14 protein-coding genes are annotated in these 13930 nt (G+C 69.0%); 11 read left to right on the forward strand and 3 right to left on the reverse strand.

From position 1 onward, the window contains the following. Nucleotides 1–43: 43 nt before the first annotated feature. From pyrR to pyrF, 7 genes are read left to right on the forward strand one after another with little or no spacing between them, the layout of a single operon-like run. Nucleotides 44–616: a bifunctional pyr operon transcriptional regulator/uracil phosphoribosyltransferase PyrR gene (pyrR, locus tag ACJH6J_RS08470; protein WP_020101634.1), complete on the forward strand. Its 573-nt coding sequence runs from the start codon at nt 44–46 to the stop codon at nt 614–616. Further along, nucleotides 613–1566, forward strand: a complete 954-nt coding sequence (locus ACJH6J_RS08475; protein WP_212811555.1) for an aspartate carbamoyltransferase catalytic subunit — start codon at nt 613–615, stop codon at nt 1564–1566. The genes pyrR and ACJH6J_RS08475 overlap by 4 nt, the downstream gene beginning before the upstream one ends. Beyond that, nucleotides 1563–2846 carry a dihydroorotase gene (locus tag ACJH6J_RS08480; RefSeq protein ID WP_406803810.1) on the forward strand — a complete coding sequence of 428 codons (1284 nt, stop codon included), beginning with the start codon at nt 1563–1565 and terminating at the stop codon, nt 2844–2846. Before ACJH6J_RS08475 ends, ACJH6J_RS08480 begins: the two co-directional genes overlap by 4 nt. After that, entirely contained in the window at nt 2843–3346 is a 504-nt protein-coding gene (locus ACJH6J_RS08485; protein WP_212811553.1) for a transporter, read from the forward strand. Before ACJH6J_RS08480 ends, ACJH6J_RS08485 begins: the two co-directional genes overlap by 4 nt. Next, nucleotides 3343–4470, forward strand: coding sequence for a glutamine-hydrolyzing carbamoyl-phosphate synthase small subunit (carA, locus tag ACJH6J_RS08490; RefSeq protein WP_212811552.1), 1128 nt, complete (start codon nt 3343–3345; stop codon nt 4468–4470). The genes ACJH6J_RS08485 and carA overlap by 4 nt, the downstream gene beginning before the upstream one ends. Then, the gene (carB, locus tag ACJH6J_RS08495; RefSeq protein ID WP_212811551.1) at nt 4470–7811 is read left to right on the forward strand and encodes a carbamoyl-phosphate synthase large subunit; all 3342 of its coding nucleotides are present in this window, start codon (nt 4470–4472) and stop codon (nt 7809–7811) included. The genes carA and carB overlap by 1 nt, the downstream gene beginning before the upstream one ends. Continuing rightward, nucleotides 7808–8614, forward strand: coding sequence for an orotidine-5'-phosphate decarboxylase (pyrF, locus tag ACJH6J_RS08500; protein ID WP_406803811.1), 807 nt, complete (start codon nt 7808–7810; stop codon nt 8612–8614). Before carB ends, pyrF begins: the two co-directional genes overlap by 4 nt. Here the strand turns inward: pyrF and ACJH6J_RS08505 are convergent. From ACJH6J_RS08505 to ACJH6J_RS08515, 3 genes are all read right to left on the reverse strand, one after another. Further along, nucleotides 8602–9642 carry a DUF2330 domain-containing protein gene (locus tag ACJH6J_RS08505; protein WP_406803812.1) on the reverse strand — a complete coding sequence of 347 codons (1041 nt, stop codon included), beginning with the start codon at nt 9640–9642 and terminating at the stop codon, nt 8602–8604. The genes pyrF and ACJH6J_RS08505 overlap by 13 nt on opposite strands. 31 nt (nt 9643–9673) lie before the next feature. Continuing rightward, nucleotides 9674–10033 (reverse strand): hypothetical protein, encoded by a 360-nt coding sequence (locus tag ACJH6J_RS08510; RefSeq protein ID WP_212811548.1) that lies wholly within the window; start codon nt 10031–10033, stop codon nt 9674–9676. 164 nt (nt 10034–10197) lie between these two features. Beyond that, nucleotides 10198–10569, reverse strand: coding sequence for a hypothetical protein (locus ACJH6J_RS08515; RefSeq protein WP_212811547.1), 372 nt, complete (start codon nt 10567–10569; stop codon nt 10198–10200). 754 nt (nt 10570–11323) lie between these two features. Here ACJH6J_RS08515 and mihF point away from each other — a divergent pair. From mihF to coaBC, 4 genes are all read left to right on the forward strand, one after another. Next, on the forward strand, nt 11324–11641 hold the full coding sequence (gene mihF / locus ACJH6J_RS08520; RefSeq protein WP_011894593.1) for an integration host factor, actinobacterial type: 318 nt from the start codon (nt 11324–11326) through the stop codon (nt 11639–11641). 39 nt (nt 11642–11680) lie between these two features. Beyond that, the gene (gmk, locus tag ACJH6J_RS08525; RefSeq protein WP_090562820.1) at nt 11681–12235 is read left to right on the forward strand and encodes a guanylate kinase; all 555 of its coding nucleotides are present in this window, start codon (nt 11681–11683) and stop codon (nt 12233–12235) included. A 75-nt stretch (nt 12236–12310) separates the two neighbouring features. Further along, entirely contained in the window at nt 12311–12604 is a 294-nt protein-coding gene (rpoZ, locus tag ACJH6J_RS08530) for a DNA-directed RNA polymerase subunit omega (RefSeq protein WP_020101623.1), read from the forward strand. A 19-nt stretch (nt 12605–12623) separates the two neighbouring features. Further along, on the forward strand, nt 12624–13883 hold the full coding sequence (gene coaBC / locus ACJH6J_RS08535) for a bifunctional phosphopantothenoylcysteine decarboxylase/phosphopantothenate--cysteine ligase CoaBC (protein ID WP_212811545.1): 1260 nt from the start codon (nt 12624–12626) through the stop codon (nt 13881–13883). Nucleotides 13884–13930: the final 47 nt, after the last annotated feature.

The following is a 13930-nucleotide window of genomic DNA, read 5'->3' on the forward strand; positions in this document are numbered from 1 at the left end:
TAACGATCCGTCCAGAGAGGCGGAGAAGGAGGTCCGGTGTCTCGTGGGTGACTCCACCGACCGGGAATTGCTGTCCGCTGCCGACGTCGGCCGGACCATCTCGCGCATCGCGCACCAGATCATCGAAAAGACCGCGCTCGACGCGCCCGACGCCCCGCGCGTGGTGTTGCTCGGCATCCCGACGCGCGGCGTCACCCTGGCCGCCCGCATCGCCGAGAAGGTCAAGGAATTCTCCGGTGTCGAGCTGCCGGCCGGTGCGCTCGACATCACGCTCTACCGCGACGACCTGAACTTCAAACCGCCGCGGGCACTGGCCTCGACCTCGATTCCGGAGGGCGGCATCGACGACGCGACGGTGATCCTCGTCGACGACGTGCTGTACTCCGGCCGCTCGGTGCGCTCGGCTCTGGACGCGCTGCGCGACATCGGCCGCCCCCGCATGGTGCAGCTGGCGGTCCTCGTCGACCGCGGCCACCGCGAGCTGCCCATCCGCGCCGACTACGTCGGCAAGAACGTCCCGACGTCGCGCAGTGAGAACGTCAAGGTGCGGCTGTCGGAGACCGACGGCGGAGACGACCACGTCTCCATTGCCCCCTACGGAGGACCCACCAGGTGAAGCATCTGCTGTCCGCCTCGGACCTGAGCCGCGATGCGGCGACGGCCATCCTCGATGACGCCGACAAGTTCCGCGAAGCACTGCTGGGCCGCGACGTCAAGAAACTCCCGACGTTGCGCGGCCGCACCGTCATCACGATGTTCTACGAGAACTCCACCCGTACCCGGGTGTCGTTCGAGGTGGCCGGCAAGTGGATGAGCGCCGACGTCATCAACGTCAGCGCCTCCGGCTCGTCGGTCGCCAAGGGGGAGTCGCTGCGCGACACCGCGCTGACCCTGCGCGCCGCGGGCGCCGATGCGCTGATCATCCGGCACCCGGCTTCCGGTGCGGCACAACAGCTTGCGGCGTGGACCCGTGAAGAGCACGGCGGGCCGTCGGTGATCAACGCGGGCGACGGCACGCATGAACACCCGACGCAGGCGCTGCTCGACGCGCTGACCATCCGCCAGCGCCTCGGCGGTCTCGAGGGCCGGCGCGTGGTGATCGTCGGCGACATCCTGCACAGCCGGGTGGCGCGCTCCAACGTCTCGCTGCTGTCGACGCTGGGCGCCGAGGTGGTGCTGGTGGCGCCGCCGACGCTGCTGCCGGTCGGGGTCACGGACTGGCCGGTGACCGTTTCGCACGACCTGGACGCCGAACTGCCGGCCGCCGACGCGGTCCTGATGCTGCGGGTGCAGGCCGAGCGGATGAACGGCGCGTTCTTCCCGTCGGCGCGCGAGTACTCGGTGCGCTACGGGCTGTCCGAGAAGCGCCTGGCCGGGTTGAGCGAGGACACGGTGGTGCTGCACCCCGGTCCGATGCTGCGCGGCATGGAGATCGCCTCGTCGGTCGCCGATTCTTCGCAATCAGCTGTACTGCAACAGGTTTCGAATGGGGTGCATGTTCGCATGGCAGTGCTGTTCCAGCTTCTCGTGGGTGCTGGGCCTGAAGGGGTGGGGGTGATCTCATGACGGTTCTCATTCACGGGGTCCGGCTGTACGGCGAGGGTGATCCGGTCGACGTGTTGATCGCCGACGGGCAGATCGCCGAAATCGGGACAGGCCTGGCCGGTGACGAGGTCATCGACGCCGCCGGCCAGATCATGCTGCCCGGCTTCGTCGACCTGCACACCCACCTGCGCGAGCCCGGCCGCGAGTACGCCGAGGACATCGAAACCGGTTCGGCGGCAGCCGCACTCGGCGGTTACACCGCGGTGTTCGCCATGGCCAACACCGATCCGGTCGCCGACACCGTCGTTGTCACCGACCACGTCTGGCACCGGGGACAGCAGGTCGGCCTGGTCGACGTGCACCCCGTCGGCGCCGTCACCGTCGGGCTCGAGGGCAAGCAGCTCACCGAGATGGGCCTCATGGCCGCCGGTGCCGGGCAGGTCCGGATGTTCTCCGACGACGGCATCTGCGTCGATGACCCGCTGGTGATGCGCCGGGCATTGGAATACGCTGCGGGACTTGGAGTTCTGATCGCGCAGCACGCCGAGGAGCCGCGCCTGACCGTGGGCGCCGTCGCCCACGAGGGCCCGAACGCCGCCCGGCTGGGACTGGCCGGCTGGCCGCGCTCGGCCGAGGAGTCCATCGTGGCCCGCGACGCGATCCTGGCCCGCGATGCCGGTGCCCGGGTGCACATCTGCCACGCCTCCACCGCGGGCACCGTCGAGCTGATCAAATGGGCCAAGGCGCAGGGTATTTCGATCACCGCCGAGGTCACCCCGCACCACCTGCTGCTCGACGACAGCCGGCTCGCGGACTACGACGGCCGTAACCGCGTCAACCCGCCGCTGCGCGAGGCCAGTGACGCCGAGGCGCTGCGGCAGGCGCTGGCCGATGGCGTGATCGACTGCGTCGCAACCGATCACGCGCCGCATGCGGAGCACGAGAAGATGTGCGAGTTCGCCCACGCCCGTCCCGGCATGCTCGGCCTGCAGACCGCGCTGTCGGTGGTGGTCGAGACCATGGTGGCGCCCGGACTGCTCAGCTGGCGCGACGTCGCCCGCGTGATGAGCGAGGCCCCGGCCGCCATCGTCGGCCTGCCCGACCAGGGTCGCCCGCTGGCGGTCGGCGAACCCGCCAACCTGACCGTGGTGGACCCCGACGCGACCTGGACGGTGCAGGGCACCGGCCTGGCCAGCCGCTCGGACAACACGCCGTACGAGTCGATGACGCTGCCCGCCACCGTCACGCTGACGATGCTGCGCGGCAAGGTGACCGCGCGGGATGGGGTCAGTCCGGCGTGAATACAGGGACTCTGATCACCTACCTGGTGCTGGCCGCCGTCGTGGTGGTGCTGCTGGGCTTCGCGATCCGGCAGATGCTCAAGGGCTGGGTGCACCGGGTGCAGCGGCAGGCCGGCGCCGTTGGCCTGCTGCCCGCGCTGCCCGACACCGTGGGACCGGCGATCGTGCCGGCCACCAAGGGCATGTACATCGGCAGCACCTTCGCGCCGAGCTGGCAGGACCGAATCGCGGTGGGCTCACTCGGGTTTCGCAGCAAGGCTGTGCTGACGCGCTACCCCGAGGGCATCATGCTGCAACTCACGGGCGGCAGCCCGATCTGGATTCCCGACGAATCCATCACCGCGATCCGCACCGAGCGGGCCATCGCCGGCAAGGTGCTCACGTACGACGGGATTCTCGCCATCCGGTGGCGGCTGCCGTCGGGTACCGAAATCGATACCGGATTCCGCAGCGACGACCGTCGCGAACTGGCCAAATGGGTTGAGGAGGACAGTAAGTGACGAGTGACCAGACCGCCGTGCTGGTGCTGGAGGACGGCCGGGTGTTCACCGGGACACCGTTCGGCGCCGTGGGCCAGACACTGGGTGAGGCGGTGTTCTCCACCGGCATGTCCGGCTACCAGGAGACGCTGACCGACCCGAGCTACCACCGGCAGATCGTGGTGGCCACCGCGCCGCAGATCGGCAACACCGGCTGGAACGGCGAGGACAACGAGAGCCGCGACGACAAGATCTGGGTTGCCGGCTACGTCGTCCGCGACCCGTCGCCACGGGCGTCCAACTGGCGCGCCACCGGCACCCTCGACGACGAACTGGTGCGCCAGGGCATCGTCGGTGTCGCGGGCGTCGACACCCGCGCCATCGTGCGGCACCTGCGCAACTTCGGGTCGATGAAGGCCGGTGTCTTCTCCGGCCCGGCCCTGGCCGACATCGACACCCTGGTGGACCGCGTCCGCAACCAGCCGTCGATGCTGGGTGCCGACCTGGCCGGCGAGGTCAGTACTGGCGACCGCTACGTCGTCGAACCCGTTGGTGCGGAGCGCTTCTCGATCGCGGCCATCGACCTCGGGATCAAGACCAACACCCCGCGCAACTTCGCGGCCCGCGGCATCCGCAGCCACGTGCTGCCGTCATCGGTGACGTTCGACGAGGTCGCCGCCCTCAAGGTCGACGGCGTGTTCCTGTCCAACGGCCCGGGTGACCCGGCCACCGCCGACCACATGGTCGAGTTCACCCAGCAGGTGCTCTCGGCCGGAATCCCGTTGTTCGGCATCTGCTTCGGCAACCAGATTCTGGGCCGTGCGCTCGGTCGCTCGACCTACAAGATGACCTTCGGCCACCGCGGTATCAACATCCCGGTGGTGGAGCAGGCCACCGGACGCATCGCGATCACCGCGCAGAACCACGGCTTCGCGCTGGAAGGCGAGGCCGGGGAAGAGTTCGACACCCCGTTCGGCCGCGCCGTGGTCAGCCACACCTGCGCCAACGACGGTGTGGTGGAAGGTGTTTCGCTGCTCGACGGGCGCGCCTTCTCGGTGCAGTACCACCCGGAGGCAGCGGCCGGTCCGCACGACGCCGAGTACCTGTTCGACAAGTTCGCCGATCTCATGGCAGGGGAGAAGTAATGCCACGCCGCTCAGACCTCAACCACGTCCTGGTGATCGGGTCCGGCCCGATCGTCATCGGCCAGGCCTGCGAGTTCGACTACTCGGGCACCCAGGCCTGTCGCGTGCTGCGCGCCGAGGGACTGCAGGTCAGCCTGATCAACTCCAACCCGGCGACGATCATGACCGACCCGGAGTACGCCGACAACACCTACGTCGAGCCCATCACCCCGGCATTCGTCGAGAAGATTTTTGCGCAGCAGGCCGAGCGTGGAAACAAGATCGACGCGGTGCTCGCCACCCTCGGCGGGCAGACCGCGCTCAACACCGCGGTCGCGTTGCACGAGAACGGCGTCCTCGAGAAGTACGGCGTCGAGATGATCGGCGCGGACTTCGATGCCATCCAGCGCGGCGAGGACCGGCAGAAGTTCAAGGACATCGTCGCCAAGGTCGGTGGCGAATCCGCCCGCAGCCGCGTCTGTTTCACCATGGACGAGGTCCGCGAGACCGTCGCCGACCTCGGCCTGCCGGTCGTGGTCCGGCCGTCCTTCACCATGGGCGGCCTGGGTTCGGGGATGGCCTACACCAACGAGGACGTCGAGCGGATGGCCGGCGACGGCCTGGCCGCATCGCCTTCCGCCAATGTGCTGATCGAGGAATCGATCTACGGCTGGAAGGAATACGAGCTCGAGCTGATGCGCGATCACCACGACAACGTCGTGATCGTCTGCTCGATCGAGAACTTCGATCCGATGGGCGTGCACACCGGTGACTCGGTGACCGTCGCGCCGGCCATGACCCTGACCGACCGCGAGTACCAGATCATGCGTGACCTCGGCATCGCGATCCTGCGCGAGGTCGGCGTCGACACCGGTGGCTGCAACATCCAGTTCGCCATCAACCCGGCCGACGGCCGCCTCATCGTCATCGAGATGAACCCGCGTGTGTCGCGGTCGAGCGCATTGGCCTCCAAGGCAACGGGTTTCCCGATCGCCAAGATCGCCGCGAAGCTGGCCATCGGCTACACACTGGACGAGATCGTCAACGACATCACCAAGGAAACCCCGGCCTGTTTCGAGCCGACCCTGGACTACGTCGTCGTCAAGGCACCGCGGTTCGCCTTCGAGAAGTTCCCCGGCGCCGACCAGACGCTGACCACCACCATGAAGTCGGTGGGCGAGGCAATGTCGTTGGGCCGCAACTTCATCGAGGCGCTCGGCAAGGTGATGCGGTCGCTGGAGACCAAGCGCGCCGGGTTCTGGACCGGAACCGATCCCGACAAGACGCTCGACGAACTGCTCACCGGACTGCGCACCGCGACCGACGGCCGGCTGTACGACATCGAACAGGCGCTGCGCCTTGGCGGTTCGGTCGAGGTCGTCGCCGAGGCCTCGGGTGTGGACCCGTGGTTCGTCGACCAGATCGCCACGCTGGTGGCGCTGCGCGGCGAACTCGTCGACGCGCCCGTGCTCAACGAGCGCCTCCTTCGCCGCGCCAAGCACAGCGGCCTGTCCGACCGCCAGATCGCCGCGCTGCGGCCGGAATTGGCGGGCGAGGCCGGTGTGCGCGCGCTGCGTGAGCGGCTCGGCATCCGGCCGGTGTACAAGACCGTCGACACCTGCGCGGCCGAGTTCGACGCCAAGACGCCGTACCACTACAGCAGCTACGAGCTGGACCCGGCGGCCGAGACGGAGGTGGCCCCGCAGACCGAGAAGCCCAAGGTGCTGATCCTGGGCTCGGGCCCCAACCGCATCGGGCAGGGTATCGAGTTCGACTACAGCTGCGTGCACGCGGCAACCACGTTGAGCCAGGCCGGTTTCGAGACCGTCATGGTGAACTGCAACCCGGAGACGGTCTCGACCGACTACGACACCGCCGACCGGCTGTACTTCGAGCCGCTCACCTTCGAGGACGTGCTCGAGGTGTACCACGCCGAGCAGGCCTCCGGCGCCGGTGGCCCGGGTGTGGTCGGCGTGATCGTGCAGCTCGGTGGCCAGACCCCGCTGGGCCTGGCCGACCGGCTGGAGAAGGCCGGGGTGCCCGTCGTCGGCACCAGCCCCAAGGCCATCGACCTGGCCGAGGACCGCGGCGAGTTCGGTGAGGTGCTGCGCGCGGCCGGGTTGCCGGCTCCGCGCTTCGGCACCGCAACGAGTTTCGAGCAGGCCCGCCGGATCGCTTCCGACATCGGCTACCCGGTGCTGGTGCGCCCGTCGTACGTGCTGGGCGGCCGCGGCATGGAGATCGTCTACGACGAGCAGACCCTGCAGGGCTACATCGAGCGCGCCACCGAGCTCTCGCCCGAACACCCCGTGCTGGTCGACCGGTTCCTGGAAGACGCCATCGAGATCGACGTCGACGCGTTGTGCGACGGCACCGAGGTCTACATCGGCGGCGTGATGGAGCACATCGAGGAAGCCGGCATCCACTCCGGCGACTCGGCCTGTGCGCTGCCGCCGGTCACGTTGGGCCGCACCGACATCGCGGCCGTGCGCAAGGCCACCGAGGCCATCGCCCACGGCATCGGCGTGGTCGGTCTGCTGAACGTGCAGTACGCGCTCAAGGACGACGTGCTCTACGTCCTGGAGGCCAACCCGCGCGCCAGCCGCACGGTGCCCTTCGTGTCGAAGGCCACCGCGGTGCCGCTGGCCAAGGCCTGCGCCCGGGTCATGTTGGGCGCCACCATCGCCGAGCTGCGGGCCGAGGGCATCCTGGCTGCCGAGGGCGACGGCGCCAGCGTCGCGCCCAATGCGCCGATCGCGGTGAAGGAAGCCGTGCTGCCGTTCCACCGGTTCCGTAAAGCCGATGGCTCGCAGGTGGATTCGCTGCTCGGGCCGGAGATGAAGTCGACCGGCGAGGTCATGGGTATCGACAGCGATTTCGGTACCGCGTTCGCCAAGAGCCAGACCGCGGCCTACGGCTCGCTGCCTTCGGGCGGCACGGTGTTCGTGTCGGTGGCCAACCGCGACAAGCGCTCGCTGGTGTTCCCGGTCAAGCGTCTGGCCGACCTCGGCTTCCGGGTGCTGGCCACCGAGGGCACCGCGGAGATGCTGCGCCGCAACGGCATTCCGTGCGAGGTTGTGCGCAAGAACTTCGAAGAGCCCAGCCCGGACCGTCCGGCGATGTCGGCGGTCGACGCCATCAAGGCCGGCGAGGTCGACATGGTGATCAACACGCCGTACGGCAACTCGGGTCCGCGCATCGACGGCTACGAGATTCGCTCGGCTGCGGTGTCGGCCAGCATCCCGTGTGTGACGACTGTGCAGGGCGCGTCGGCCGCAGTGCAGGGCATCGAGGCCGGTATCCGCGGCGACATCGGCGTGCGGTCGCTGCAGGAGCTGCACAGCCAGTTGGGCGCGAAGTGAGCTTCGGCTCGCGGTTGCGGGCCGCCATGGCACAGCGGGGTCCGCTGTGCCTGGGCATCGACCCGCACCCCGAGCTCTTGAGTGCCTGGGGTCTGCCGGTGTCGGCCGACGGTGTCGCGGCGTTCAGCGACATCTGCGTCGAGGCGTTCGCGGGCTTCGCGATCGTCAAGCCGCAGGTCGCGTTCTTCGAGGCCTACGGTTCGGCGGGCTTCGTCGTGCTGGAACGGACCATCGCCCGGCTGCGGGAGGCCGGCGTCCTGGTGCTGGCCGACGCCAAGCGCGGTGACATCGGCTCGACCATGGCCGCCTACGCGCAGGCGTGGGCGGGCGATTCGCCGCTGGCCGCCGATGCGGTGACGGCGTCGCCGTACCTCGGCTTCGGCTCACTGCAGCCGCTGCTCGACGTCGCGGCCGCCCACGGCCGCGGGGTGTTCGTACTGGCCGCCACGTCCAATCCGGAGGGTGCGTCGGTGCAGCGCGCGGTGGCGGGCGAGCGCACCGTGGCGCAGGCGATCGTCGACGATGTCGCTGCGGTGAATGCCGCGGGCGACGGCTCGGTGGGCGTCGTCGTCGGCGCCACGCTGGCCGAGGTCCCCGATCTGTCGCAGCTCGGCGGTCCGGTGCTGATGCCCGGCGTCGGCGCGCAGGGCGGTCGCCCGGATGCGCTGGCCGGGCTCGGCGGCGCGCAGCCGGGTACCTTGCTGCCCGCGGTGTCGCGTGAGGTGCTGCGGGCCGGGCCGGATGTCGCGGCCGTGCGGGCCGCGGGGGAGAAGCTCCGCGACGCTGTCGCCTACTTGGCCTGACGCCTGCGGCGGCGCGTCCACAGCACCGTGACCAGCAGTGCGCCGGCGACCGCGGCCGCGAGCAGGGCCAGGCCCGTGACGTCGCCGTGGTTGCGGGTCCGGTAGATGACCTGTGCGTAGTCGGCATCGGTCGTCGCACGCGTGAACGTGTAGTCGCCGTCGATGCGCTTCGGCTCATCGAGGTAGTCGGTCCACCTGGTCAGATAGCGACCCCGATACTCGGCGAGCGCCGGTGTGTCGACACGTCCGGCGTACTGCAGCGTCGGCGCGTTGCCGGGCACGGGCACCGCGCGGGGATCCATCCGGTGGTCGGCCAGCACGTACAGATCGACCCGCTGCGGCGCCGTCGCCGACCGGGACAGCCGCATCGGGTAGACGGCGGTGTCCGAGGCGAACGACAGCCGCAGGGGCTGCAAGTTCCCCGACAATGTCGCGCCGGCGGCATCGGGGGCGAGCTGGACCGCGACGATCTCCCAGCGGTCCGCGACGTACGGGGCCAGGTTGGCATCGAGGCCGTCGGGGTGAGGGAAGCCCTTGGCTGTCAGCCACCCGGCCAGGGCCGCGGGGTCGTCGCCGGCCAGGCGCGTGACGTCGAACGGGCCGATCCGCTGATTGCCCAGCACGCTGACGCTGCCGGGACGCGCACCCGCGCTCTCGAGCGCGCCCCGTGAACCCCCGGTGAGCCAGTCGAAGGTGGGCCACCAGCTGTCCCGGTATTCGGTCCGCGGCGCGGTGATACGCGCCAGCTCGGTGAACACTCCCGCATCGCCCAACGTGACACGCGCGGCCGTCGGCACGGGCATCACCCACGCGGCCCGATCCGAGGCGCCGCGCACCCCGAACGACATCAGGATGTCCTCGGTGCTGCCATCCCAGGCGATCAGGGCCCGCTCGTCGACGACGGCGGCGCCGGCGCGGTCCGGAATGTAGGCACCGCAACCGCAGGCCCATGCCGGCGCCGCGATGTTCGCCGTCAGGGTGGCGAACATCAGGATCAGGACGCACAGGAACCGGTACGCGACAGCCATCGGCATGAACGTACCGGCCGTGCACCTCAGGTCACAGCGGAATCCAGATCGGGCCGAGCCAGAAGCCCCACGCACTGAATCGCGGCTCGAACACCGGGTTCACCCATTGACCGTTGTAGCTGAACGGCTGGTGGTCGAACCGGCCGTCATCGATGCCGCGGCCACGCCAGTCCCGGCCGCGATCGTCGCGCCAGCCGTCCCGGTCCTGGTGCCAGTCGACGCCGCGCTGCCAGCCGCCACGGTCGTCGCGGTGGTCATCGTGGCCCCAGCATGGTGCGCCCGGCCCGCACCACGGGTCGGCACTCGCTGTCGCCAGCCCGATGCCGAACAGTCCGGCGGCGCCGATGCCGGCTGCCAGGGTGGATGCGGTAACTGCCTGCTTGATCTTCATACCGCTGACGCTATGGCGGTTCGATGGGCGTGCAATTAGCTGTACTTAGGTGTTTGCTGTGCGTGCGTGGGAGCCGGTTTCGCGCGCTGCCTGGAAGACGACGAGACGGCCCACCACGGGACGTGGCGGGCCGTCTCGTGGTGGGCACGATCAGCGGGTGGCGATCACAGCGGAATCCAGATCGGGCCGAGCCAGAAGCCCCACGCGTTGTGGCCGTTGTCCCACACCGGGTTCACCCACTGGCCGTTGTAGTCGAACGGCTGGTGGTCGAAGCGGGCGTCGTCGATGCCGCGGTGCTGCCAGTCGCGGCCCTGGTTGTCGTGCCAGTTGTCGTCACGGCCGACCGGCGCCGCCGGGCCACGGTTGTCACCCGGGCCCCGGTTGTCACCCGGTCCGCGGTTGTCGTGCTGGCCGCACGGCGCGTTCGGCGGGCAGCCCGGGTCGGCGTTCGCGCCGGCCAGGCCGACGCCGAACAGCCCGGCGACGCCGATGCCGGCTGCCAGGGTGGATGCGGTCAACGCTCGTTTGAGGTTCATCGTTGCTCAGTCCTCCTCGTGATGGGTTCGCCATTGAAGTTAGGACCGCCTAATGTGCGCTCACTTTGGCGTCGTTAGGTGTGTGCTGTGTATGCCGCAACGGTTCGGTCACCCGGCGCTGATCGTTGGCTGTGGGGAAGGCGTCCATCTGGGAAGACGTTGGGCGGGAAACGGTTTCGTCGCAAACCGACCGTCGGGGCGTTGTGTGGCGGGCCGGTCGAGTCGGTTGTCCGCGCCGCGCCTGAGTTTGCGGAGGTTGCGTGGTGGCGCTCATCCGTGTTTCACCGGCCGCGCCGGAGGGTGCTGAAGCGGCCGTCCAACCGGCAAAAAGCCCTCGATTTGGGCGGTTCAACCGCCCAAATCGGCCTCCGGGCGCGCGGGCGGTGCACCGACCGGTTCGGCCCGCCACCGACACGCCCGACACGCCGTGACCTGCGAAAATTTTCCTGACAAACCCCGGATGGCGGCCCGAAAATCGGCCGGGCGCGGTACCGGCCGCGCGGCGGTCATCCCACTGAGTGCTCAAAACCCTTGATACGCAGGCAGATCTGTGGCGAAGATGCCCCGAAACGGGTCTTGCCGAGCTTGCACTTCGCGGCCACCCGGGGCCGCCGTTCGCACTACACGCTGGGGTTTTAGCTTCGTTACCCGGGGGGTGGGGTTAGCGCTTGTCGGGAAGCGTGGGTACGGTCGTCGCTGGCTGGTTCACCCCAGCCGTGACAGAAATTATTTGACGGAGAATCGGAGGAACCCCGTGGCCCTTCCCCAGTTGACCGACGAACAGCGCGCGGCAGCGTTGGAGAAGGCTGCTGCCGCACGTCGAGCACGTGCCGAGTTGAAAGACCGGCTCAAGCGCGGCGGCACCAACCTCAAGCAGGTCCTGACGGACGCCGAGACCGACGAGGTCCTCGGCAAGATGAAGGTTTCCGCTCTGCTGGAAGCTCTGCCCAAGGTCGGCAAGGTCAAGGCTCAGGAGATCATGACCGAGCTGGAGATCGCTCCGACCCGCCGTCTGCGCGGCCTGGGCGACCGTCAGCGCAAGGCCCTGCTGGAAAAGTTCGACTTTTCCTGATCTGACGCAAGACTGACGAGCAGTAGGGGCCGGACGGCGATGAACCGTGTTGTTGTGCTGTCCGGCCCCTCTGCCGTGGGCAAATCCACGGTCGTGCGCTGCCTGCGTGAGCGGGTGCCCGACCTGCATTTCAGTGTCTCCGCCACGACGCGTGCACCGCGTCCGGGCGAGGTCGACGGTGTTGACTACACATTCGTCTCGGCCGACGAGTTCCAGCGCCTCATCGATGACGGCGAGCTGCTCGAATGGGCCGAAATCCACGGGGGACTGCAGCGCTCCGGCACCCCCGCCCGCCCGGTGCGGGAAGCCATCGCCGCAGGTCGGCCCGTCCTCATCGAGGTCGATCTGGCCGGTGCCCGGGCCGTCAAAGAAGCCATGCCCGAGGTGCTGACGGTGTTCCTCGCGCCACCCAGCTGGGAGGCGCTGGAGAGCCGGCTCATCGGCCGCGGCACCGAGAGTGCCGAGGTGCAGGCCCGTCGCCTGGATACCGCGCGGGCCGAACTGGCCGCTCAGGACAGTTTCGATGTGACTGTTGTGAACAGTCAGTTGGAATCCGCCTGTGCAGAATTGGTATCCTTGCTGGTGGGCCGCTGAGCGGTCTGCGCCTTACCGCACAGATATCGCTGATAGCGACACCAATCTTCACACCGAACGCCGGGAGAATCCTTCGTGAGCACCACTGTCGAGAGCATCGACTCCGACGCCGCCATCGCCTACGACACGCCGCTGGGTATCACCAACCCGCCGATCGACGAGCTGCTGGATCGGGTGTCGAGCAAGTACGCGCTGGTCATCTACGCCGCGAAGCGGGCGCGCCAGATCAACGACTACTACAACCAGCTCGGTGACGGCATCCTCGAGTACGTCGGCCCGCTGGTCGAGCCGGGCCTGCAGGAGAAGCCGCTGTCGATCGCCATGCGCGAGATCCACGGCGACCTGCTCGAGCACACCGAGGGCGAGTAAGGCCGCGTAGGCGCCGGACATGGCCGACCGCAAACGCATCGTCGTCGGAGTCGCCGGAGGTATCGCCGCCTACAAGGCGTGCACCCTGGTTCGTCAGCTGAGCGAGGCCGGGCATTCGGTCCGTGTCGTGCCGACCGAGTCGGCGCTCAAGTTCGTCGGCGCCGCCACGTTTGAAGCACTGTCCGGCAATCCCGTGCACACGGGAGTGTTCGAGGACGTCTCCGAGGTGCCGCACGTCCGGTTCGGCCAGCAGGCCGACCTGGTCGTGGTCGCACCGGCGACCGCCGACCTGATGGCGCGCGCGGTGGCGGGGCGCGGCGACGATCTGCTCACGGCCACGCTGCTCACCGCGCGCTGTCCGGTGCTGTTCGCCCCGGCGATGCACACCGAGATGTGGATGCACCCGGCCACCGTCGACAACGTCGCGACATTGCGGCGTCGGGGCGTCGTCGTGCTGGACCCGGCCTCCGGGCGTCTCACCGGCGCCGACAGCGGTGCCGGACGGCTGCCTGAGGCCGAAGAAATCACCACGTTCGCCCAGCTGCTCCTGGAGCGCGGCGACGCGCTGCCCCGCGACCTGGCCGGCGTCAAGGTCGTCGTCACCGCAGGCGGAACCCGCGAGGCCATCGATCCGGTGCGCTTCATCGGCAACCGCAGCTCCGGAAAGCAGGGCTACGCCGTGGCGCGCGTGATGGCCCAGCGCGGCGCCGAGGTCACCCTGATCGCCGGCAACACCGTCGGCTTGGCCGACCCGGCGGGCGTCGATGTCGTGCACATCAGCTCGGCAGCCCAGCTGCGGGACGCGGTGTTCAAGTACGTGTCCGATGCACACGTCCTCGTGATGGCCGCCGCGGTCGCGGACTTCCGTCCCACCGAGGTAGCGACCACCAAGATCAAAAAGACGCACGGCCCCGGCGAAACCGACGGCGCCCCCGTCATCGAACTGACCCGGACCGACGACATCCTCGCCGGCGCGGTGCGCGCCCGCACCGACGGTCAGCTGCCGAACCTGCGCGCCATCGTCGGATTCGCCGCCGAGACCGGCGATGCCAACGGCGACGTGCTGTTCCACGCCCGGGCGAAGCTGCAGCGCAAGGGCTGTGACCTGCTGGTTGTCAACGCGGTGGGGAACGGCAGGGCCTTCGAGGTCGACGTCAACGACGGTTGGTTGCTGGCGGCGGACGGAGCCGAGTCGGCGCTGGAGCACGGGTCCAAGACCTTGATGGCCAGTCGCATCGCCGATGCGATCACGGCTTTCCTGCGCGGCAAGGACGAATGAACATCGCCTGACCGCGCCGCGGAACGGGTTTGCTGTGCAGGGGTACC

The sequence above is a fragment of the Mycobacterium sp. SMC-18 genome (genome assembly GCF_045310895.1).
Classification (GTDB): Bacteria; Actinomycetota; Actinomycetes; order Mycobacteriales; family Mycobacteriaceae; genus Mycobacterium.